This is a genomic window from Nocardiopsis aegyptia (assembly GCF_013410755.1).
GTDB lineage: Bacteria > Actinomycetota > Actinomycetes > Streptosporangiales > Streptosporangiaceae > Nocardiopsis > Nocardiopsis aegyptia.
Genome location: NZ_JACCFS010000001.1, coordinates 6,475,533 through 6,498,608, shown reverse-complemented (window position 1 = coordinate 6,498,608; position 23,076 = coordinate 6,475,533). Strand labels below are relative to the sequence as shown.

The 23,076-nt window shown below is 73.4% G+C and carries 16 protein-coding genes; 8 read left to right on the top strand and 8 right to left on the bottom strand.

Going from position 1 to position 23,076, the window contains the following annotated elements:
* Positions 1–234: 234 nt before the first annotated feature.
* Together eccCa and HNR10_RS28840 are read left to right on the top strand one after the other, a co-directional pair.
* The gene (eccCa, locus tag HNR10_RS28845; protein WP_179828995.1) at positions 235–4,221 is read left to right on the top strand and encodes a type VII secretion protein EccCa; all 3,987 of its coding nucleotides are present in this window, start codon (positions 235–237) and stop codon (positions 4,219–4,221) included.
* A 124-nt stretch (positions 4,222–4,345) separates the two neighbouring features.
* Positions 4,346–5,632, top strand: coding sequence for a S8 family serine peptidase (locus tag HNR10_RS28840; RefSeq protein ID WP_179828994.1), 1,287 nt, complete (start codon positions 4,346–4,348; stop codon positions 5,630–5,632).
* A gap of 46 nt (positions 5,633–5,678) precedes the next feature.
* Here HNR10_RS28840 and HNR10_RS28835 read toward each other — a convergent pair whose 3' ends face one another.
* Positions 5,679–6,608, bottom strand: coding sequence for a LysR family transcriptional regulator (locus HNR10_RS28835; RefSeq protein ID WP_179828992.1), 930 nt, complete (start codon positions 6,606–6,608; stop codon positions 5,679–5,681).
* Between the two features lie 315 nt (positions 6,609–6,923).
* On the opposite strand from HNR10_RS28835, the gene HNR10_RS28830 reads away from it, so the two are divergent.
* The 3 genes from HNR10_RS28830 to HNR10_RS28820 all read left to right on the top strand — a co-directional run bounded on the left by HNR10_RS28830 (position 6,924) and on the right by HNR10_RS28820 (position 11,079).
* Positions 6,924–7,466: a GNAT family N-acetyltransferase gene (locus HNR10_RS28830; RefSeq protein WP_179828990.1), complete on the top strand. Its 543-nt coding sequence runs from the start codon at positions 6,924–6,926 to the stop codon at positions 7,464–7,466.
* 208 nt (positions 7,467–7,674) lie between these two features.
* Positions 7,675–8,916 (top strand): hypothetical protein, encoded by a 1,242-nt coding sequence (locus tag HNR10_RS28825; protein ID WP_179828988.1) that lies wholly within the window; start codon positions 7,675–7,677, stop codon positions 8,914–8,916.
* Between the two features lie 90 nt (positions 8,917–9,006).
* Entirely contained in the window at positions 9,007–11,079 is a 2,073-nt protein-coding gene (locus HNR10_RS28820; protein ID WP_179828986.1) for an FUSC family protein, read from the top strand.
* Between the two features lie 75 nt (positions 11,080–11,154).
* Here the strand turns inward: HNR10_RS28820 and HNR10_RS28815 are convergent, their stop codons facing one another.
* Complete coding sequence (locus tag HNR10_RS28815; RefSeq protein WP_179828984.1) at positions 11,155–11,808, bottom strand: cyclase family protein; 654 nt, start codon at positions 11,806–11,808, stop codon at positions 11,155–11,157.
* A 243-nt stretch (positions 11,809–12,051) separates the two neighbouring features.
* Between HNR10_RS28815 and HNR10_RS28810 the strand changes: the two genes are divergently transcribed.
* From HNR10_RS28810 to HNR10_RS28800, 3 genes are all read left to right on the top strand, one after another.
* On the top strand, positions 12,052–12,735 hold the full coding sequence (locus tag HNR10_RS28810; protein ID WP_179828982.1) for a lysophospholipid acyltransferase family protein: 684 nt from the start codon (positions 12,052–12,054) through the stop codon (positions 12,733–12,735).
* A gap of 325 nt (positions 12,736–13,060) precedes the next feature.
* The gene (locus HNR10_RS28805; protein WP_179830024.1) at positions 13,061–14,407 is read left to right on the top strand and encodes an FAD-dependent oxidoreductase; all 1,347 of its coding nucleotides are present in this window, start codon (positions 13,061–13,063) and stop codon (positions 14,405–14,407) included.
* A 385-nt stretch (positions 14,408–14,792) separates the two neighbouring features.
* Entirely contained in the window at positions 14,793–17,306 is a 2,514-nt protein-coding gene (locus tag HNR10_RS28800) for a penicillin-binding transpeptidase domain-containing protein (protein ID WP_179828980.1), read from the top strand.
* Between the two features lie 75 nt (positions 17,307–17,381).
* On the opposite strand, the gene HNR10_RS28795 is transcribed toward HNR10_RS28800, so the two are convergent.
* From HNR10_RS28795 to HNR10_RS28770, 6 genes are all read right to left on the bottom strand, one after another.
* Entirely contained in the window at positions 17,382–17,792 is a 411-nt protein-coding gene (locus tag HNR10_RS28795; RefSeq protein ID WP_179828978.1) for a DUF3040 domain-containing protein, read from the bottom strand.
* Between the two features lie 187 nt (positions 17,793–17,979).
* Positions 17,980–19,104 (bottom strand): ABC transporter ATP-binding protein, encoded by a 1,125-nt coding sequence (locus tag HNR10_RS28790; RefSeq protein ID WP_179828976.1) that lies wholly within the window; start codon positions 19,102–19,104, stop codon positions 17,980–17,982.
* Positions 19,101–19,928 (bottom strand): ABC transporter permease, encoded by an 828-nt coding sequence (locus HNR10_RS28785; protein ID WP_179828974.1) that lies wholly within the window; start codon positions 19,926–19,928, stop codon positions 19,101–19,103. Before HNR10_RS28785 ends, HNR10_RS28790 begins: the two co-directional genes overlap by 4 nt.
* Positions 19,925–20,782 carry a molybdate ABC transporter substrate-binding protein gene (gene modA / locus HNR10_RS28780; protein WP_179830023.1) on the bottom strand — a complete coding sequence of 286 codons (858 nt, stop codon included), beginning with the start codon at positions 20,780–20,782 and terminating at the stop codon, positions 19,925–19,927. Before modA ends, HNR10_RS28785 begins: the two co-directional genes overlap by 4 nt.
* Positions 20,775–21,176 (bottom strand): TOBE domain-containing protein, encoded by a 402-nt coding sequence (locus tag HNR10_RS28775; protein WP_179828965.1) that lies wholly within the window; start codon positions 21,174–21,176, stop codon positions 20,775–20,777. Before HNR10_RS28775 ends, modA begins: the two co-directional genes overlap by 8 nt.
* 105 nt (positions 21,177–21,281) lie before the next feature.
* The gene (locus HNR10_RS28770; protein WP_179828963.1) at positions 21,282–22,901 is read right to left on the bottom strand and encodes a glycoside hydrolase family 10 protein; all 1,620 of its coding nucleotides are present in this window, start codon (positions 22,899–22,901) and stop codon (positions 21,282–21,284) included.
* Between the last annotated feature and the right edge of the window lie 175 nt (positions 22,902–23,076).

Genomic DNA, 23,076 nt, shown 5'->3' with positions numbered 1-23,076 from the left:
AGAGGGCCCCGAGCTCAGGGGGATCAGGAAGGAAACCTCATGATCCGACGGCCGTCGCAACGGTAACACCGATTCGGCCGAATTTGGTATTGCCTGGCAGTGAAGTTTCGTTCACTTGGCTTTGCGCCCGTTTGAGGGGCATAATCCGTATCCCCGCCGGGAACAGAGCCCGCGCGTCCCGACCCTCCGTGCGGTCGGCCCCACCCCCTGCCACCGCCAGGAGGCGATGCCGCCTTGAGCACCATCCTCGTCCGCCGGCCGCCCCGCCGCCCCGGGCCGGAGATGCCCGACGGGGAACTACAGCTCCAGGAGCCGCCCGTGCTCCCGGAGGAGCAGTCGACGCTGTCGGCGGTGTTCAACTACCTCCCGATGGCGATGACCTCGATGGCGATGGTCCTGCTGTTCATCCGGCCGGGCGCCCAGGGCAGCGCGATCAACACCTACATGCCCTACGTCGCCGGCGGGATGATGCTGCTCGGCGCCGTCGCCATGCTGGTGGGCCAGTACTGGCGTGCCCGCAGCGAGCGCAAGCAGCAGCTCAACGGCGATCGCCGCGACTACCTGCGCTACCTCGCCCAGAGCCGGGCCAGGGCGCGCGAGGTCGTCACCGCCCAGCGCGACGCCATGCTGTGGCGGGCCCCCGTCCCCGACGCCCTGTGGTCGCTGGTGCGGACCTCCCGGCTGTGGGAGCGCCGCTCCACCCACGACGACTTCGCCGAGGTCCGGATCGCCATGGGCGAGCAGGCGATGCGCATGCGCATCGCCCCGCTGTCCACCAAGCCGGTCGAGGACCTCGAACCGCTCAGCGCGCACGCGCTGCGCCGCTTCATCCGCGCCTACGCCACCGTCGAGGACCAACCCGTCGCCGTCTACCTGCGCGGATACGCCCGCATTTCCCTGGAGGGCGACGCCGACGCCGCGCGCGCCATGGTGCGCGCGATGATCGGCCAGCTCGCCGTCTTCCACGCGCACGACGAGCTGCGTATCGCCGTGTGCGCCGCCGACGACCGCCGCGCCGGCTGGGACTGGGTGAAGTGGCTGCCCCACGCGATGCACCCCACCGACCGCGACGGCGCGGGCCCGGTTCGGCTGATCGCCGACGACGCCGCCGAACTGGAGCGCGTCATCGGCCCCGAGCTGACCGACCGCTCCCGCTTCGAGCCCGGCGTATCACCCTCCCGCGAAGAGCCCTTCACCGTCATCGTGGTCGACGGCGGCCAGGCACAGCCCTCCACCCGGTTCGGCTCCGGCGGCTACCGCAACGCCGTCATCGTGCACATCGACGACCCGCTGCCCTGGGACGGCACTCCCTTCACCCTGGCGCTGAAGGTGGAGTCCGACGTACTGGAGGTGGTCGGCCTGGACCACAGCGGACGGCGCACCCTCACCCCGCTGGGCCGGCCCGACGCGCTGAGCCCCGCCCGCTCCCGCGTGCTGGCCCGGATGCTGGCCCCCTACCGGATGAGCATGACCACCGAGGTGGTCGAGCCACTGGTCACAGACTTCGAGCTGACCTCCCTGCTGGGCATCGCCAACCTGCACGTCCACGACACCGAGGGGATGTGGGGCGACGCGCGACCGGAGTCACGGCTGGCCGTCCCCATCGGTATCGCGGAGAACGGCGCCCCCCTCGAACTCGACCTCAAGGAGTCCGCGCTGGGCGGGATGGGCCCGCACGGCATGCTCATCGGCGCCACGGGCTCCGGCAAGAGCGAGCTACTGCGCACACTGGTGCTGTCTTTGGCGCTCACCCACTCCCCCGAGACCCTGAACTTCGTCCTCGTCGACTTCAAGGGCGGCGCGACCTTCATCGGCCTGGACAGACTGCGCCACACCTCGGCGCTGATCACCAACCTCGCCGACGAGGTCACCCTCGTCGAGCGCATGCAGGACGCGCTGCACGGCGAGCTGATCCGCCGCCAGGAGCAGCTGCGCGCCGCCGGCAACTTCAGCTCCATCCACGAGTACGAGAAGGCTCGCCAGGCCAATCCGTCGATGGAACCGATGCCCACGCTGTTCGTCGTGGTCGACGAGTTCAGCGAACTGCTGGCCGCACACCGCGACTTCATGGAGCTGTTCGTGATGATCGGACGCCTGGGACGCAGCCTGGGAGTGCACCTGCTGCTGGCCTCCCAGCGCCTGGACGAGGGACGGATCCACCAGTTGGAGAGCCACCTGTCCTACCGGATCGCGCTGCGCACCTTCTCCGCGATCGAGAGCCGCAGCGTCCTGGGCGTTCCCGACGCCCACCGGCTCCCCCCGGCCCCCGGCAACGGGTTCCTCGCGACCGGCACCGACACGCTGACCCGGTTCAAGGCCGCCTACGTCTCCGGCCCCTACCGGGTACGCAGGCGCGACGGGCCCCAGGCCGCCGCGGCGGCCGAGATCGTCCCCTTCCTGTCGAACCACGTCGCCGGCCGCGCCCCCTCCCCCGAGCCCGAACCCGTCGCCGAGGCGGAGGAGGACGAGGACACCGAGAGCCTGCTCGACGTCGCCCTGGAGTGCCTGCACAACGTGGGCCCCCCGGCGCGGCGGGTCTGGCTGCCGCCGCTCGGAGTCCCGCCCACGCTGGACGAACTGCTCACCATGATCGGCCGCCCACTCCCCGACAGCGGCCCGGCGTGGTCGTCCGAGCCGGTGCTGGAGGTCCCGCTCGGCGTCATCGACCGGCCCTTCGAGCAGCTGCGCCTGCCGCTCAAGGCCGAACTACTCGGCGCGGGCGGCAACATCGGCATCGCCGGCGGCCCCCAGAGCGGCAAGAGCACCATGCTGGTCACCCTGGTCTGCGCCCTGGCGCTCACCAACACCCCAGACCAGGTGCAGTTCTACGGGCTCGACTTCGGCGGCGGCGCCCTCCAGGCGCTGACCGGCCTGCCCCACGTGGGCAGCGTGGTCGGGCGGACGGAGACCGACCGCATCAACCGGACCGTGTCGGAGATGACGGAGGTCCTCGCCCACCGCGAGCAGTTCTTCGCCGAGCACGGCATCGACTCGATGGCCACCTACCGGCGGCGCCGCGCCGCCGGGGAGTTCGCCGACGAACGCTACGGCGACGTGTTCCTGGTGATCGACGGCTGGTCCACGATCCGCCAGGACTTCATGGACCTGGTCACCCCGCTGACCCAGATCGCCCAGCGCGGGCTGAGCTACGGCGTGCACCTGGTCGTCGCCTCGCCCCGTTGGGCCGACATCCACTCCGGGACGCGCGACCTGCTGGGCACCCGCTTCGAACTGCGGCTGGGCGACGCCGTCGACTCCACGGTCAACATGCGCAAGGCCCAGACCGTACCGCGGATCGCGGGGCGGGGCCTGACCCTCGACCAGTACCACTTCCTGACCGGCCTTCCGCGCGCCGACGGCGTCGGGGACCCGGTCTCGCTCTCGGTGGGCGTCACCGAGCTGATCGCCCGGGTGGCCGGGGCCTGGAGCGGCCCCGGCGCGCCGCCCGTACGCACCCTGCCGGTCCGTCTGACGGCCGCCGAACTGCCGACGGCCGAACTCACCGAGTTCGGCGGGCTGCGGGTCCCTCTCGGCCTGGAGGGGCGCGGCATGCGCCCGTTCTGGCACGACTTCTCCGCCACCCCGCACCTGCTGGTCGTCGGCGACACCGAGACCGGCAAGACCACGCTTCTGCGCCACATCACCAACGCCATCCGCGAGCACTACGACGTCGCGAGCGCGCGGGTGGTGCTGGTGGACCTGCGCCGCCAGCTCTTCGACGCGGTCCCCAAGGAGCAGCAGCTCGGCTACGCGGTGTCGTCGGAGAGCATGCGCGAGATGATGGGCGCCGCCGCGCACGCCATGAAGGCGCGGTTGCCGGGCCCGGAGATCACCCCCGACCGGCTGCGCCGACGCGACTGGTGGACCGGCCCGGAGCTGTTCATCGTCATCGACGACTACGACCTGGTCTCCGGCCCCAGTGGAGGAAGCCTGCTCGCGCCGATCGTCGAGATGCTCCCGCAGGCCGCCGACATCGGCATGCACCTCATCGTGGCGCGGGCCGCGGGCGGTTTCGGCCGCGCCACCGCCGACCCCGCGATCCGTTCTCTCATCGACAGCAACACGCCCAGCATCATGCTGTCGAGTCCGCCGTCGGAGGGCGTGCTCTTCGGCAACGTGCGCGCCCGGCGCATGCAGCCGGGCCGGGCCGTGTGGATCTCCCGCCGCGATCCGATCCCGGTCCAGCTCGCCATCGCCGAGGTCATGGAGGACGAGGGCTGAGGCGGTGGGGTCGGCACCCGCGCGGCCGCCCCGGCCCCTCCCGCGGGACGAACGCCGTTCGCCGGCTCCGCCGACGGCACGTGGGAACCCGTCCCGGCCATCCGACAACCTACGGAGTGCTCCCATGACCTTGTGGAACAGGACGGCCCTGGCAGCGCGGTGCGCGACCGCCGCCGCGCTGGGCGCCGCCTGTGCCGTGCTGACGGCCGTCCCCGGCCCGCCCGCTGTGGCGGACACCGCGCAGCCGTCCCCGGCAGCCTCACCGGACGGGGCCGCGGAGGCGCAGGCGCTGCCCGCGATCGGCGTCGCACGCGATGGGGAGTGTGTGAACGCCTCGTCGACGGTGGTGGCGGAGGAGCCGTGGACCACACCGCTGCTCGGCCTGCCCCGCGCCTGGGAGCTCTCAGAGGGGGCCGGCGTCACCATCGCCGTCCTCAGTAGCGGGATCGACGCCGACACCGCCGCGGTCGGCCAGGCGCTGACCGGTTCCGGCAGCGACGACTGCCGGGGGTACGGCACCTTCCTGGCCGGGCTGGTCGCGGCCCGCCCACAGGACGGCAGCGGGCTCATGGGCGTCGCTCCGGCCGCGCAGGTGATCGACGTCCCGGTGACCGACGACCAGGGCGCCGCCACGGCGGGCAGCGTCGCCGACGGCATCGACACAGCGGTCGGGGCAGGAGCGCACGTCGTGCTGGTCGGCGCGGCCGTCGCCGGATCCAGCCGCGCACTGGAGACGGCGGTGGACGCCGCCGCCGAGGCCGACGCGCTCGTCGTCGCGCCCGCGACGGTCGCCGTGGACGGCACGTCCTTCCCCGCCTCACCGGCGGACCATCCGGCGGCGGTCAGCGTGGCCGCCGTCGGAGTGGAGGGCGCCCCGGTCTCCGGGTCCCCGGCACTGGACGCCGACGGCGCGGCGGCACGGGTGGACCTCACCGCCCCCGGCGACCTGGTCGTCGGCGTCGGCCCGAGGGGGGACGGCCACTTCGTGGGCTCCGGGGACGTCGTCGCGGCCGGCTTCGTCGCCGGCACCGCGGCCCTGCTGCGCTCCCACGACCCCGATCTTGCGGCAGCCGATGTCCGCGCGCGCCTGCTCGCCACCGCCTACCACTCGCCCCACGGGCCCGGTGACTCGATGCGCGGCAGCGGGCGTGTGGACCCGGTCGGCGCGCTCACCGCCGACCCCGCCGTGTCCAGCGGGGACGCCTCCCCGGGCACGGCGTTCGTGCCCGACCCGGGGCCGGGCGAGGTGTCCATGCCCGCCACGATCGCGGTGGTGGGCGGCTCGGCGGCACTCATCCTCGCCACCGTCGCCGCCGGCGCGCTGATCCCCCGGGGCCGCACACGCGCCTGGCGGGCCGCCCGCCCGGGAGAGCGCTCGGCCCTGGACCCGTCGCCGGAGCGACGGCCCTGACCCACGCCCGGTGGCGCGGCCTTCCACGCGTCGGGGAGCGTGCGGTTCAGCCCGCGATGGCGAAGGGTCCCACGGAGGGGACGGGCACCTTGCTCGCGGCCTCGCGCACGGCGGCGAGCAGCGGTTCGGGGCTGGCTCCGGCCCGGCACAGGGACACGATGTGGCGGCGCGCGGTCTCGCGGACCCCGCGCACCACGATCTGCGGCGTGTTCAGCCCGGTCCAGGCGAGCCGGGGCATGAGCGCCACGCCCAGCCCCGCCTGGACGAGCGCGAAGACGGCGCTGAAGTCGTCCACGGTGTGGACCACGCGCGGCTGGAAGCCGGCCTGGTTGCACGCGGCGGTCACGCAGGAGTGCCAGGCCGTGCCGGGGGCGGACATGATCCAGTCCTGGTCGGCCAGGTCCGCGGCCAGGTCGAGCGAGGTGTGCGCGGCCAGCGGGTGCTGGTAGGGCAGGATCGCGTCGAACAGCTCGACCATCACCGGGTCGGTGCGAAAGTCCGGGTCGCCGTGGGCGGGCAGGTCGGCGGTCGACATGGTCAGGGCGACGTCCAACCGGCCCGAGCGCACCATCTCGGTGCTCTCCTCGGGCTCGGCCTGCACGACCTCGAACGACCACCCCGGGTGGCTGGAGCGCAGGCGCGCCAGGGCGGGCGCGATCAGGTCGCTGATGCCGGTGGAGAAGGAGCCGACGCGGATGACGCCGCGGTCGCCGTCGGCGTACTCGGCGAGGTCGGCGGTGGCGCGCTCCATCTCCGCGAAGATCACGTGTGCCCGCTGGAGCAGGACCCGGGCGGCCCCGGTGAGCAGGAAGCGGCGGCCCTTGCGCTCCACGAGGGGGACCCCGGCCTCCTTGGCCAGGACGGAGAGCTGCTGGGAGACCGCCGAGGGTGTGACGTTGAGCGCCTCCGCCGTGGCCGCCACCGTGTGGTGGTGGTCGAGTGCCTGCAGGAGCTGCAACCGCCGAACGTCGATCATGGTCACCAATTTATGACAGTACGCGCACGTTTCCTTGGCGTTTCGGGCAGTTCGCCCGGGTTCGTCGCGTGATTCCATGCACATCGTCCAACGGCACCCGACAGCACCTCTGACCACGACCAGCACAGGAAAGAATCAACATAATTCTTCGATGCGGATGTCGGGCATCTCTTTCCTCGTGTCGCGCATGTTCTGGGCTGTACCGGAACGTACAGTCGGAATCACAGCTCAACCACGGGTCCGAGCTCATCGGACTCCCGGGGGAGATGATCCCATGCTGGCGGAACGGGTGAGAAGAAAATGCAAACTTCGCTGATGACCAAACCGCGACCGTCTGACGTCGGCGTTCTTGGCTTTCGTTACCTGGGCGCGCACGAGGTGGACGAGCTGGCCGACCTCTGGGGCGCGCTCCACGAACAGCACACCGTGACCGCCCCGCACCTCGCGGACATCATCAGCGCCGTCAGTCTGGACGAGTCCTGGCGGCGCCGCCGGGCCCAGTACATGGCCTGGCTGGCCGACCCCGACACCATGGCCGTCCTCGCCGAGAAGGAGGGCGACCTGGCCGGGTACGCGATGGTGACCATCCGCGAGAACGCCCAGGGCAGCTGGGACCGCGGTGACCGCGTCGCCGTCGTGCAGACCTTCGCCATCGACCCGGAGTACACGGGCACCGGCGTGGGCTCCAAGCTCCTGGAGGAGGTGCGGCGCCAGATCGCCTCGATGGGCATCCGCGACATCGAGTTCTCCGCACTGGCCACCAGCGCCGAGGACATCCGCTTCCTCGAGCAGGAGGGCTTCCGGCCCTTCGTGACCACCATGGTCTGCCGCGTGGACGGCTTCGGCGCGCAGGACTGACCCTGCGCGTCCACGGCCCCGCACTTCGCGCCCCCGCACCACCCGGTGCGGGGGCGCTCGCGTGCGCGGCCCCCTCCCGGACCATGGGCGACGCGCCCGCCCCCCGGCGCACACGAGGTCCGGCCCGCGGCCGGGCACCACGCACCGGTCCGCGGCGTGAGGCGCGGCCTCCCACGCCCCCGCGGGGGTGAACCGCTACGCTCGCCCCGTGGCCACCTCCGACTCCAGCACCTGTACCTTCCCCGGCTGCGACCGGCCGGTCCCGCGCGGCACCTCCCCCGGGCGCCCTCCCCAGTACTGCGACCTGCCCGAGCACACGCGCTGGCGCGCCTGGAAGGAGCGCCAGCGCCAGGCCCAGGAGGCGGAACGGCTCGGTGAGGAGTCGCGGGCGGCCCAGGAGGACCCCGGCAGCGCCGCGCCCGGCACCGCGCCCGCGGCCGAACCCGTCACGGCCGCGCGCTTGCGCGCCGACGACCTGCTCACCCGCTTCGCCGTCCAGAGCGAACAGCTCAGCGCCACGCTGCGCTCGGCCACCGAGGCCTTCACGACCATGACGGACCCGGCCGCCGCCGAGGCGCAGGTCGAGGCCGCACGGCTGGCCGGGGCCCGGCGCGCCGCCGAGGCCGACGCGGCCCGTCTGGAGGCGGAGAACCGGCGCCGGGAGGCCGAGGCCGCCCGCCGCGCCGCCGAGAGCGCCGCCGCCTCCGCCGTGGCCGCCACGCAGGAGGCCGAGCGGATGGCCGAGGAGGCCGTCGAGCGCCGGGACGCCGCCGAGGCCGAACGCGACCGCCGGGCGGCCGAGGCCGAGCGGGCCGGGGCCGAACGCGACGCCGCCGTCGCCGAGGCCAACGCCGGACTGGCCGCCGCGGACCGCCGCGTCGCCGCGACCGAGGAACGTGCGCGCGCGGACCGCGAACGCGACCGGGCCGAGGCCGCCCGGCGGCTCCAGCACGCCAGGGCCGAGGCCGAGCACCTGCGCGCGGAGACCGAGGAGCTGCGGGCCCTGGCCGACCGGTTGCGCGAGGAGGCCGCCTCGCACACCCGTGCCCGCGACGAGGCCGCTCTGTCCGCCGAGCGCGAGGCGGCCCGGGCCGACCGCGCCGAGGCGCGCGCGAGCGAGGCGCTGGACACACTCACCGCCGAGCGCGAGCGCTTCGCCGCCGAGGCCGAACGCGCCCGGCGGCACCACGAGTCCGATCGCGAGGCCGCCGCGGCCGAACGCGAGCGCCTCACCGCCGAGCTCGCACGGTCGGTCGCCGACCGCGAGCGCCTGACCAGCGAACTCGATGCCCAGCGCCGCCACGCCGAGGCCACCCTGGCCGAGGCGCGTGAGGCCGCGGCCGCCCGCCTGGCGGTGGCCGAGCAGGCGCGGATCCGGGCCGAGGAGCGGGCCGGGCGCGCCGGGTCGGACCGCGACACCGGCCCCGCCTCCACCGCCGAGACGACCTAGGACCGGCCATGTGGTCCCCTACCTCCCCGTTCGTCCCGGTCTAGGATGGTGAGCGTGCGAGATCTGGGAACCACTGGTGAAACCGGCCCGATGAGGATGGGCGGCTCCGCCGACGAAGGACCCGAGCGCGTACAGGTGGCGGAGCGCCCCCAGCCCCGGGTCGACCTCAAGGCGGTCTTCGGGTTGGAGTCCGGCCAGTGGGCCTGGACCACGGCCGTGCAGGCCAGCATCGCGATGGCGTTGTCGTTCGGGCTGGCGGCCTGGCTGTTCACCCCGCAACTGGGCACTCTGGCGGCGCTGGGCTCCATGACGGTGCTCTACGAGAAGAAGACGCCCTACGCCTACCGCTCCGCCGCCCTGGCCCTGGTCGGACTCGGGTTCGTGGCCAGCGTGGCCTTCGGTTCGCTGGCCTCGTCGCTGTCGGTGTGGGCCTCGGTCGTCTCCATCGGCCTCACCGCGGGCGTGGCCACCTGGGTGTGCGCGGCCTGGCGCGTGGACAAGCCGGGCCCGCTGTTCTTCGTCCTGGTGGGCGCCATCTCCACCATCGCCCCCGGCGGTTGGACCGACGTCCCCCTGCACGCCGCCCTGGCCGCGCTGGGCGCGGCCGTGGGCTGGGCGGTGTCGATGTCCGGAGCGCCCGTGCGGGCCCGCCACCCGGAGTACCGGGCCGTGTCGGGGGCCTTCAAGCAGCTGGCCGTGCTGCTGCGGGCGGTGGGCCGTCCCGAACTGGACCACGCCCAGCACAAGGCTTCGGTCGCCGTGGCCGAGGCCTGGCGCATCGTCCTGCTGGCCCAGACGCGCGGCTACCGGTCCACACCCGAGGCCGCCCGGCTGCGCGCGCTGCTGCGCTGGGTGTCCGACATCCACCTGGCCACGACCCAGGTGTGCCTGGCCCGGCCCGCGCCCCTGCCCGAGGCGGCCGCCGACTTCGCCGACCGGATGGCCCAGGCCGTCGCCGCCCCCGACCGCGCGCCCGACCCCGACGAACTCGACGAGCTGCGGCGGGGCCTGCGTCCGCGCTCGCTGGAGTCGCGCCTGTACGGGCTGTTGGCCCGCGCCGCCCAGGCGGCCCGTCGCACGGGCGAGGACGCCGACGACGAGCGGACGGACACCCTGCACGACAGCCGGTACCCGGCGCTGTGGGACGCGCTGCGCTTCAGCCTGAGCCCGGAGTCGCTCGTGCGGCCGACCGCGCTGCGGATGTGGATCACCGTGACGGCCGCGGGGGCGTTCGGGCTGTGGCTGGGCCTGGACCACTACTACTGGGTGGCGATCACCGCCACCGCCGTGCTCCAGGGCGGGACCGTGGTGCTGGCCATGAACCGCTCGGTCCAGCGCTCGCTGGGCACGCTGATCGGGGTGCTGGGCGGCGCCTACCTGCTCACGCTCGGCCTTCCCCTGAGCGGTGTGGTGCTGCTGGCCGGGCTGTTCATGGGCCTGACCCAGCTCGTGGTGGGCCGCAACTTCTTCTACGCGTCGATCCTCATCACCCCGATGGCGCTGCTGCTGTCCTACACGGCCGCACCCCAGGAGCTCCAGGAACTGGCCGGGGCGCGGATCATCGACACCCTGGTGGGTTCGGCCTTCGGGCTGGCCGGCGCGCTGCTGTTGTGGCGCAAGGCCTCGGCCACGCGGTTGCCGCAGGCGATCGTCTCGGTGCTGGAGACCGCGCGCGAGTGCATGGTGGCCGTGCTGGACCAGGAGGTCAGCATCGGCCCCGAGCGCCGCTACCGCCTGCGCCGGGACATGCGGGCGGCCCTGGTGAACCTGCGCGGGGTGTACGAGAGCGCGCTGGGGGACGTGCCCCGGGGCTCGTCCACCCAGCCCCTGTGGCCGGTGGTGGTGGCCACCCAGCGCACGGGCTACCTGGCGCTGTCGGCGCTGGCCCTGGACCGGCCCGCGGAGGTCGGCACGATCACCCTGCAGCGGGTCGACCTGGCCCTGCGGGAGCTGATCTCCTCGATGGAGGAGCGCCGCACGCCGCGGCTGGGCGCGCTGCCGCGGCTGACCGCCTACCCGCGGATCAACATGGAGCTGCACGCCCTGTCCAACGCGATGACCAGCGCGGTCGCCCAGGACGAGCGCTCGGCGCGTCTGGAGGCCGAGCGCCGGGCCCAGCGCGAGCGCCGCCGGGCCCAGGGCGACGTCGACGCCGACCTGTGAGCCTCCCCGGCCCCGGCACCCGCCGGGCCGGGGCCGGGGCCGGACACGGCCGCGGAGCCTTCGGAACTCCCCGGGTCAGTCGACGACGGCGAAGGCCCGCACCGGGAAGGCCGCCATGCCGCGGATCTTGGCCGGAACCGCGAAGAACCGGAAGCCGTCCTCGGGCAGCCGGTCGAGCAGGCACAGGTGCGAGACGACCGGGACCCCCGCCGCCAGGAGCACGGCCAGGGCGGGCCGCGCCCCCTCGGCCGAGGGCGAGGTGTCGTCCACGCCCACACCGTCGATACCCACGAGCACCGCGCCTCTCTCCACCAGCGTCTTGGCCGCGAGCTCGGTCAGGTGCGGGTGGCCGTCGCCGCCGTAGGCGTCGGTCCGCCAGTTGCGGTCCCACCCGGTGCGGACCAGCACGGCGCGCCCGCGCAGGTCCAGACCCTTGAAGGCCTCGGGGCCGATCTGGGTGGCGGACGTGGCGTCGACCACGATCCCGGGCAGGTCGGCAACGCGTTCCAGGTCCAGGTCGGCCGAGTCGGCGCCGTCGCGATAGCGGTGCGCGGGCATGTCGACGTAGGTGCCGGTGGCCCCGACCATCTCGACCCGACCGCTGCTCTTGCCCAGGCCCGGTGCGGCGCCGGGTACGGCCGAACCCTCTTCGACCGCCGGTTCCGGGATCCCCGGGTACGTGATCATCCCATCGCTGACTTGGTGGCTGACGTCGACGAGTTTGCCCATGGCTGACGTTCTTCCTCGCTTCGGAGCGCGTGATCAGGACCTCTGACCGGCGCCAAAGGTCTAGACCATGAGCCTATCGCGTGTGTCCCACGTCACGGCAGTGTTCCGGGGAAGGAGATGTGCCGGGCCTCGGCCCGGCCACCCGCGCCGCGACCCCGATAAGCTCGGTGTCGACGGACCACGGATGAGCCCCGGGAGTCCGCATCACCCACGGACCCACCCGAGACGAAGGGGCGAAGCATCGTGACACTGTACGGAGCAGCCAAGGTCGTGGTCGCGCCGGCGAGCCGCCTGGTCTGGCCGCAGCGGGTCGAGGGCGCGCACCACGTCCCCCGCCGGGGCCCGGTCATCCTGGCCGCCAACCACCTGGCGCTGATCGACCCGCTCTTCATCGGCGTCGCCTGCCCCCGCCAGGTCCGCTTCATCGCCAAGCAGGAACTGTTCGACGAGGCCACGCTGCCCAAGCGGGCCCTGACCGCTCTCCTGCGCTCCTTCGGCCAGCTGGCGGTGGACCGCCGCCCCGGCCAGAGCGCCCAGGAGGCGATGGACAACAGCCTGGCGGTCCTCGACAGCGGCGAGGTCTTCGGGATCTTCCCCGAGGGGACGCGCTCCCCCGACGGCCGGCTCTACCGGGGCCAGACCGGGCTGGCGTGGCTGGCGCTGACCTCGGGCGCCCCGGTGGTGCCGGTGGCGCTGGCGGGCACGGAGCGGATCCTGCCGTCCGGGCGCCGGATCCCCTCCCTCAACCGCGTGGGCGTGCGCTTCGGCGAGCCCGTGGACCTGTCGCCGTGGAAGGGCCTGGCGCACAAGGCGCGGCCGCGCCGCGAGGCCACCGACGCCGTCATGTCGGCCATCGCCAAGCTCTCCGGCCAGGAGCAGGTGCCGCGCTTCGCGGCCTCGGTCAAGGCCGAGCTGGAGCAGCGCTAGCGCCCACCGCCGGGCGGGCGGCCGCGCGGTGACGGTGACTTTCCCCACAGTGAAGTCGGGCCTGAATCGTCCGTGACGGAGCGTTGACCCCTGCGTGAGGGTCCGCGCGGGGCCTCCCGGGCAGCCGGAAGCCCGGCGCCACCTGGGAATCCGCCGCGGACACCGGGCGCGGCCCCGATCCGTCCCCCTGGGGTCGGCTCCAGGATTGCCTACCATTATAGTAGGTTTTCCCGGTGGCAGCACCGGATAGATTAGGCAAGCCTTACCAATGGCGTCCGACCCTGGCGCGAAGACTTGGAGCTGTGCGATGACGCGACCACTGCGAGTGGGAATCGTGGGTGCGGGCCCCGCGGGAATCTACGCCGCGGACCTGCTCACCAAGGACGAGACCCTGTCCGCGTGCGGCACGTCCGTCAGCATCGACATCCTCGACAAGCTGCCCGCCCCCTACGGACTGGTCCGCTACGGCGTGGCCCCGGACCACCCGCGGATCAAGCAGATCCAGGGTGCCCTCCACAAGATCCTGGACAAGCCGGAGATCACCTTCTACGGCAACGTCGAGTACGGCGTGGACCTCAAGCTGGAGGACCTGCGCCACCACTACGACGCCGTCATCTTCGCCACCGGCAGCGACCGCGACCGGCCGCTGGACATCCCCGGCGTCGACCTGCCCGGCAGCCACGGCGCCGCCGACTTCGTCTTCTGGTACGACTCCCACCCCGACGTCTCGCCGTCCTGGCACGTCGAGGGCACCAGCGTCGCCGTCATCGGCGCGGGCAACGTCGCCGTCGACGTGGCCCGCATCCTGGCCAAGGACGCCGACGACCTGCTGAGCACCGACATCACCGACAACGTCTACGAGGGCCTGCGCGCCAAGCAGATCACCGACGTCCACGTGTTCGCGCGGCGCGGCATCGCCCAGTGCAAGGCCACCCCGATGGAGCTGCGCGAGCTGGACAAGCAGCCCGGCGTCGAGGTCATCGTCTATCCCGAGGACTTCGAGATGGACGAGGGCAGCCTCCAGGCGTGCGACGAGTCCAACCAGGTCAAGACCAACGTCAAGGTCCTGCAGAACTGGGCCATCCGCGACCCGCGCGGAGCCGAGCGCCGACTGCACCTGCACTTCCTGCACGGCCCCGTCGAGATCCTGGGCGAGGACCGCGTCTCCGGACTGCGCACCGAGCGCATGGAACTGCAGGGCGACGGGTCCGTCCGCGGCACGGGCGAGTACGTCGACCACGAGGTCCAGGCCGTCTACCGCGCCATCGGCTACCTGGGCTCGCCCCTGGCCGACCTGCCCTTCGACGAGGAGCGCGGCGTCGTCCCCAACTCCGAGGGCCGGGTCCTGGACCTGGACGAGGAGCCGGTCGACGGCGTCTACGCCACCGGCTGGATCAAGCGCGGCCCCGTGGGCCTCATCGGTCACACCAAGGGCGACGCCCTGGAGACCGTCACCAACCTGGTGGCCGACCGCGAGTCCTTCACGCCCGCGGCCGAGCCCGACCCGGTCGCCTTCCGGTCCCTGCTCGCCGAGCGCGGCGTGGGCTACACGACCTGGGAGGGCTGGCAGCGGATCGAGGCCAAGGAGGAGGAGCTCGGCGCCGAGCGCGGCCGCAAGCGCCTCAAGCTGCGCACCCGCGAGGAGCAGACCAGCATCGCGCGCCAGGAGTAGTCTCCACCGCGTGTGCTTCCCGGCCGGTCCCGCGCCCCTCTGCGGGACCGGCCTTCTTCTGTTCCCCGGCCGGAGCGCGAATCCACCGTGAGATTGCGCATGCGACTTACCTCCCGGCACAGGAACAACGGCCCGGCCCGATGAGTTAGAGTCACTGTTGGTCGGTGTGGTAGCAAGTGTCCCCCGGGCCTCAACTATTGCCTTCGCGGAATACCGCGTCCGGCGATCACCTTCCGAGGTGGTCGACCGTACGGCCAGGAGCCCCGTTGTGCCCCGCGCCGAGAGGCGACCGCCACGCCGGCCCTCGACCTGATGCCCCACTCCCACCGCGGTGGGAGTGGGGCATTCTGGTATCTCCATGGATCTCTACGAAGGACGGTCAGGCGTGGACGAACGGTCCCCCCGGCAGCCGGATTCCTCCGGGCCGCTCCCCGGTTCGGGTGAGCCCCCGAGACCCGGTACGCGCCCGGAGAATCCCTACCGCATTCCCCGGCCTCCCGAGAGCGCCCGCCCCACCGGCGCCGGAGTGCCCGGCTACGCGACGCATTCCGCGGACCCCGCCCCGTCCGTTCCGAACGCCCCCCAGCAGCCGCAGTCGTGGGAACCGCACCCCGAGGACGACGGCTCCGCCGTGCACCCCGGCGGCCACGGTCCGTACGGCCGGCCCCACGCGCCCGGGGGACAGGACCCCGCAGAGTACGGAACGCCCGGACAGCCCCACGGCTCTGACGCCTACGATGCGCCCGGGCATCCCCACGCGTCCGGCGGAGACGGCGATCCCCGCCAGTACGGACAACCCCACGCGTCCGGCGGGCACGACGCCCCCGGCCCCCACGGACAGCCGCACACGTCCGGCGGGCACGGCGACCCCGAAGACGCGTGGGAGGTTCCCGTCCCGGCCGCGAGCGGCCCCGACGGTGCCCTGTCCCCGCACGAGTCCTGGAGCGCGCCCTCGCCGGACGAGGGCTCCCGGGGCGAGTCCTGGGACGACCCCTACCCCGGCCAGGCCGCCCACCAGGGCGAGACGCCCTACCCCGGCGGCGCTCCCCGGCCCTTCGGCGAGCCCGAGCCGGACCACCGTCCGCGGGAGCACGAGCACGCCGCGGCCGGCGCCCCCGGCCAGCACTCCGACGGCTTCGAGTACCTCTACGGCGGCCCCGGAGGTCCCAACGGTCCCGGAGGGCCCGGAGGCCCCCATGGCCCCGACGGCTTCGGGAACCAGGGCCCCCCGCCCCACCCGCCGGCCCGCAGGTCCCGGCGCGGACTGATCATCGGTGCCGTCGCCGGTGTCGTCGTCCTGGCGCTCGTCGGCGGCGGTGTCTCCTGGTACGTGCTGAACATGCCCGAGCCCGGCGACGCCACGACCGCGTACGCCGCCGCCTGGAACGAGCAGGACTACGAGCGCATGTCCGCCGTCACCACCGGCGACGACCCGGCGGCCATCCTGGGCGGCATCGACACCGGCCTGGGCGTCGAGGGCGTGGACGTCACCGTCGGCGATCCGACCGTCGAGGGCGACTCCGGCTCGGCCACCTACGAGGTGACGGTCTCGCTGGCCAACGCCGACGACTGGGGCTGGGAGGGCGAGCTTCCCCTGGTCCGCCAGGACGGCGAGTGGCTGGTCGAGTTCTCCCCCGAGGCCGCCTACCCCGGCTTGGGAGAGGGCCAGGTCCTGGCCCGCACCACGGTGTGGGGCGAGCGCGGGCAGATCCTGGCCGCCGACGGCACCAGCCTGGACGAGGCCTCCGGATCCCTGCAGATGATCGCGGGCACCCTGGGCGAGGCGACCGAGGAGGACGTCGAGCGGCTCGGCCCGGCCTACAAGGTGGGTGACCTCGTCGGCGCCACCGGGCTCCAGCGCACCTACGAGGAGCAGCTCGCCGGCGAGGCCGCGACGACCATCGTGATGGTCGACGCCGAGCAGGCCGAGGACCCCGACTCGGTGGAGGCCACCGAGGAGAACACGGTCACGACCCTGGACGGCTCCGACGGCGAGGACGTCGTCACCAGCATCGACATGAGCGTGCAGAACGCCGCGGCCAACGCCGTCATCGACTCCAGCGACCACGTGGGCATGGTGGCCCTGCGCCCGTCCACCGGCGAGATCCTCGCCCTGGCCAACGTGCCCGGCGGCTTCAACCGGGCCTTCGAGGGCCAGTACCCGCCGGGGTCGTCGTTCAAGATCGTCACCTACAGCTCGCTGCTGGACAACGGCATGACGCCCGACGCCACGATGAACTGCCCCAAGGAGTACGACCTGGGCGGCTGGAAGTTCGTCAACGCCGGGGACGGCGAGTACGGCGCCCAGACGGTGACCGAGGCGTTCGCGACCTCCTGCAACACCGCACTGGTCGACCAGGTCGGGCAGCGGCTGTCCTCGGACACCCTGCAGGCCAGCGCCGAGCAGTTCGGGATGAACGCGCCGATGGACATCGGCGTGCCCGCCCTGGAGCCGAGCTTCCCGGCCGTGGACAGCGACACCATGCTGGGCGCGCAGAGCATCGGCCAGGGCCAGGTCCTGAGCTCACCGCTGCACATGGCCACGGTGCCCGCCGCGATCGCCGACGGTTCGTGGCGCCACCCGGTGCTGGTGACCGAGCCGGCGGCCGAAGACCTGCCCGAGCCGACGCCCATCGCCAACGCGGAGGCCATCCGGCCGATGATGCGGTCGGTGGTCACCGACGGCACCGCCAAGAACGCCGGGTTCCAGGGCGAGGTGTACGGCAAGACGGGCAGCGCCGAGTTCGGCACGCCCGAGGGCGAGGACGACGAGCTGCCCACCCACGCCTGGATGGTGGGCTACAAGGGTGACGTCGCCTTCGCGATCGTGGTGGAGGGCGGTGGCGGCGGCGGATCCGTGGCCGGCCCGCTGGCCGCCGCGTTCACCAACGCCCTGTGACCCCCGCGGTCGGCGGCGCGCACCAGTGGTGGCGCCGCCGACCGCCGCGGCTGCTCGTCCCCCGGTGACCGTCGCCTAGCCGCCGTCGGCCGGGGCGTTGTCGGCGGGGTCGGCCTCGCCCGGGGCGATCCCGCCGGGCGCGGTGTCCACCGGGTCGTTCGCGGGCGGGTCGCCGGTGGCGGGGTCCGATCCCGCGGGTTCCTGGCCCGGATCCGTGGTCTGCGAGGTACCCGCCGGGCTCGGTGTCGTGGAGGGCTGCGGCGCGCTGGGCGTGAGGACGAACAGCAGGACCAGCAGCCCGGCCGTGACCGCGGCGATCAACGCGCACGCCACCCATGGTTTCCAGCTGTTGAGGCTGGGATCGACGGGAGCGTCAGGATCGTCCGAGCCGAAGGCCTCCAGGCGTCCGGCAAGGACCGGCTCCTCCTCGGAGAGCTGCCGCTCGATCTCCGCGAGGATCCTCCGCTCATGCTCTCTCAGGGACATGGCACCCTCCTCAGCCGCCGGGGGAAGGACTGTCATCACCGGGTGTTGTACAGTCTCCCCCGGCCGGGGCTCAGATATCCAGGAGTCCGCCGGATTTCGGATGCGGATTCGGCCGGTCGGGACCATCGGCCCAGGGACGTTCCAGCATGTAGGAGGCGTGTGTCACCTCCTGGAAGGACCTTGGTCCTCATTGCGGATAGCACTCGACCTCGGAGGCCTTGACCCCCGCCCAGACCGTGTCACCGTGGGTCAGTCCGAGGTCGGCCAGCGCCGCGGGGGTGATGTCGGCGACCAGCGCGGGCGGCCCCGCCAGGTGGACGCGGACCTGGTCGCCGAAGCGCTCGATACCGTCCACCGTCGAACGCCACACGTTGCGCGTACTGCCGTGCGGGTGCTCGGGGTACAGGGCCACCGCACGCGGTGGGAAGGCCACCAGCGCCGGACCCTCGCGGGGTTCCCGCACCGCCACCCGGGCCGGCCCTCCGCCGTGCGCGGAGCCCGCGCCGTGCCCGCCGCTCCGGCCCTCGCCGTCGCGGGCGTCCAGGACGACGGCCTCCCCGTCGCCCCGGCCGCGGAAGAGGTTCAGGCCCACCAGCCGGGCCACGTAGGCGGTGCGCGGCCGGCGGGCCACCTCGGCGGGCGCCCCCTCCTGCACGACCCGGCCCGACTCGATCACCGCGATGCGGTCGGCGAGCACCATGGCCTCCAGCGGGTCGTGGGTGACCAGCACCGTCACTCCGTCGAACCCCGTCAGCAGGCGGCGCAGCCGGGACCGGACCTCGATGCGTGTGCTGGCGTCGAGTGCGGCCATCGGCTCGTCCAGCAGCAGCAGCCTGGGCCGCACCGCCAGGGCACGGGCGAGGGCGACCCGCTGCGCCTGGCCGCCGGAGAGGTGCCGGGGCCGGGTGTGCGCGTACGCGGACAGGTCCATGTGGTCCAGGAGTTCGGCGGCGCGGGCGCGCGCCCCGGCCTTGGGCACGCCCTGGCAGCGCGGCCCGAAGGCGACGTTGTCCAGGGCGCTCATGTGCTCGAAGAGCAGGTAGTCCTGGAAGACCATGCCGATCGGGCGGCCTTCGACGGCGGTGGTGGTCTCGTCGCGGCCGTCGAGTCGCACGTGCCCGCCGGTGAGGGGCACCAGGCCGGCCAGGGCGCGCAGCGCCGAGGACTTGCCCGCGCCGTTGGGCCCCAGCAGCGCCAGGACCTCCCCCGGTTCCGCCGTCAGGGACACGTCGAGGGCGAAACCGCCCAGGCGTGCGCGCAGCACGGCGTCGAGGCCGGGCCCGGGGTCGCCGGCGGGCGCCTCCTCGCTCATCGGGCGTTCACCCACCTCTCGCGCAACGTGGCCAGCACGGCCAGGGACACCAGGAGCAGCACCAGGCTCAGCACGATGGCGGCCTCCGGGTCGCGCTGCATGGCGATGTACACCGCCAGCGGCATGGTCTGGGTGGTGCCGGGGAAGTTCCCGGCGAAGGTGATGGTGGCACCGAACTCGCCCAGCGCCCGCGCCCAGCACAGGGCGGCCCCGGCCGCGATCCCGGGCAGGACCATCGGCAGGGTGACCCGGGCGAAGACCGTGGTGCGGCTGGCGCCCAGGGTGGCGGCGGCCTCCTCGTAGCGGCGGTCGGCCCCGCGCAGAGCGCCCTCGACACTGATGACCAGGAAGGGCATGGCGACGAACACCTGGGCGACGACGACCGCGGCCGGTGTGAAGGGCAGGGTCAGCCCGAACCAGGCGTCCAGGTACCGCCCGACCAGCCCGTTGCGGCCCAGCACCAGCAGCAGTGCGACGCCTCCCACCACGGGCGGGATCACCAGGGGCACGGTCACCAGCGCCCGCACGAGGCGGCGCCCGGGGAAGCGCGTGCGCGCCAGCAGCCAGGCCAGGGGGACGCCGAACAGCAGGGAGACGGCCGTGGCGACACTGGCGGTGGACAGCGACAGCCACAGCGCGGACAGCACCGCGGGGTCGGTGATGCGCGCGCCCATGGTGGACCAGGGGGCGCGGACCAGGAGTCCGGCGAAGGGCAGGACCAGGAAGAGCACCCCGACGACCGCGGGGACGACCAGGATCCAGGGGGTGCGCCCGGCCCGCACGCGCGTGCGGCGCCCGGTGCGTCGGTGCGTGGGCGCGGTCACGGGGTACCGAAGCCCGCGTCGGCCAGGGCGGCCGCGCCGTTCCCGGAGGTGACCGCGTCGACCCAGGCGGCGGCCAGGACGGGGTCGGCCGCACCCGCCGGCACGCCGATCGGGTACTCGTTGACGGCCTCCTCGGCCTCGGGGAACTCCAAGCCCTCGACCCGGCCGCGCGCGGAGTCGACGTCGGTGGCGTAGACCAGGCCGGCGTCCACCTCGCCCAGTTCCACCTTGGTCAGTACCGCGCGCACGTCCTCCTCCAGGGTGACCGGGGTGATCTCCACTCCGGAGGCGTCCATGGCGGTCCGGGTCGCGGCCCCGCACGGCACCTCCTCGGCGCACACGGCGACCTGGACGCCGTCCGCGGCCAGGTCGGCGAACGCCTCGATCCCGGCCGGGTTGTCCGGGGGCACGGCGATGCGCAGGGTGTTGGTGGCGAAGACCAGGCCGTGCGTTCCGTGCTCGGCGGCCCAGTCGGCGTCCAGCCCCTCCCCCTCCACGACCTGCTCCATGGTGGCGGTGTCGGCGGCGGCGAAGACGTCGGCGGGCGCGCCGGAGTTGATCTGCTGGGCCAGTTCGCTGCTGCCCGCGAAGTTGAGGGTGACCCGGGTGCCCGGGTGCGCTCGCTCGAAGTCCGCGGCGATGTCGGTGAAGACGTCGGTGAGGGAGGCCGCGGCCAGGACGGTGAGCTCTCCGCCGGCCCCCTCGCCGGCGCCGCCGTCTCCGGGCCCACCGCAGGCGGTCAGTGCCAGGACGGCGGCGGCGAGCACGGCGACGGGGCCGCGCAGGCGCGTGCGGGACCGGGGGGCGGCCCGCCGGGCGGTCCCGCCGGCGGTCCGGTGGAGGGCGTCACGCATGGCGGTCACCGCCGGTCTCCACGATCACGTTGGTGGACTTCACGACCGCCGTGGCGACGCTGCCCACCTCCAGGCCGAGGTCGTCGGCGGCCTCGCGGCTGAGCAGGGAGACGACCCGGTGCGGCCCGGCCTGGATCTCCACGCTGGCCATGACCTGGTCGCGGACCAGGCTGGTGACCAGGCCCCGGAAGCGGTTGCGTGCCGAGGAGACCAGGCGGCCGGGGTCGGTGTCGGCCCCGGCGCGCATGAACGCCGCCAGCTCCGCTCCGTCCAGGTGCCGACGGCCCGCGGTGTCACGGGTGGCGGGCAGGCGGCCGGAGTCGACCCAGCGCCGCACGGTGTCGGAGCTGACGCCGAGCAGGTCGGCCGCCTCGCTGATCTGATAGGTCGGCATGGCCCGAATCTACCAGTCGCATGTGCCGCCGCACACTGGAGGTTCCGCTGGCATGTGCGAGCCCTTTTTGGCGGAACGCCCAGATGTGCGAGCCCCTCCCCCCGGTCAGCTGCGCGGGTCGGCGACCTCGCTGATCGGGCCCTCGGCGCGGTAGGCGTCCAGGGCGGTGACCACGTACCCGGCGCCGTCCGCCACCGGAGCGGTGTCGGTCAGGGTGTCCTCGCCGGTCACGCCGACCAGGTTCTCCGGCGCGACCGCTGCGCAGTGCGCCTCCTGCGACTCGGGGTCGAGCCCGTCCAGGCCGCCCTCGGGCAGCCGGTAGACGGCGTAGAAGCGGGCGTCGTCGCGGGCCTGCCAGGCGACCTCGACCCGGTCGCCGTCCTCCTGCGCGCTCACGCCCCCGACGGTGCCGGTGAGCAGGCCCTCGTCGGACTCCACACGGGCGGGCAGCGCGGGCCGGGCGTAGTGGGCCCCGCGCAGGTCCTCGACGGCCTCGGCGTTCTCGCGCAGGCTCTTGATGGAGAAGTAGACGTCCCCGGCGACCTGCTCCAGCTCACCTGAGTAGTCGAGCTGGCGGCTCAGCGCGTCCGCCCCGGTCCAGCCGTCCTCGCCGAGGCGGTAGGCGGCCTGGCCGATGTAGAGGTCCACCCCGGTGCCGTCGACCTCGTTCGCCCACCAGTCGGCCAGGGCCTCGTAGTCGGCGTTGTCGAAACCGCGCTCCCAGTACAGCTGCGGGGCGACGTAGTCGACGGTGCCCTCCTGGATCCAGGTGCGGGTGTCGGCGTACTGGGCGTCGTAGGACTCCAGTCCCGAGGTCGGCGAGCCGCTGCCGTCGGTGGAGTCGTTGCGCCAGATGCCGAACGGGGAGACGCCGAAGCTCACCCACGGCTTGGACTGCTCGATCTGGAAGTGCACGTCGCGCATCAGCTGGTCGACGTTGTCGCGGCGCCAGTCGGCCCGTGAGTCGAAGTCGCCGCCGTGCTCCTCCCAGCTGGCGTCGTCGTCGAACTCCTCGCCGTCCTCGGGGTAGGGGTAGAAGAAGTCGTCGAAGTGCACGCCGTCGACCTCGTAGCGGTCGACGACGTCCATGATGACGGCCGTCACCCACTCGCGGACCTCGGGGTTGCCGGGGTCGAGGTAGCCCTCGTCACCGTAGTCGACGAGCCACTCCGGGTTCTCCTGGACCGGGTGGTCCTCGGCGAGGTTCTCGATGTCGGGGTCCTGGAAGCCCACGCGGTAGGGGTTGAACCAGGCGTGCAGTTCCAGTCCCCGCCGGTGGGCCTCCTCGACCGCGTACTCCAGGGGGTCGTAGCCGGGGTCGCCGCCCTGCTCGCCGGTGAGGTAGCGGGCCCAGGGCTCCAGGTCGGACTCGTAGACGGCGTCGGCGGTGGGCCGGGTGTGCAGGAACACGGCGTTGAGCCCCATGTCGACGGCGTCGTCGAGGTAGGCGTCCAGCTCGTCGCGCTGTTCGCGGCCCGAGAGCCCGGGCTCGGAGGGCCAGTCGATGTTGCGCACGGTGGTGAGCCAGGCGCCGCGCATCTGCTGCTTGTCGCCGTCGGTCGCGCACTGGACGGGCGCGGTGCCCACCGCCTCGTCCGCGGTGCCGTCCCCGCCGCCACCGCCGAGCAGGGTGCAGCCGGAGGCCAGGGCGGCGGTCGCGGCGGCGACCGCCGCCCACCGTGCCCTCGTGGTGGGCGGGGTCACCACGCGTGCGACTGATCGCATCAAGACTGCTTCCTCCATGGCCGGGACGCGGCACGCCGGTGGCGGCGCGCCGCGAACCAGAGTAAGGCAAGATGTCAAGTTTCGGACACGATTCCGGCAAACTATGGAAATCAACGCCCTGAGTCGTTTTGAGGTTTTCTGTGCATGGATGCACGTTTCCAGAGCCCGGGGGCGG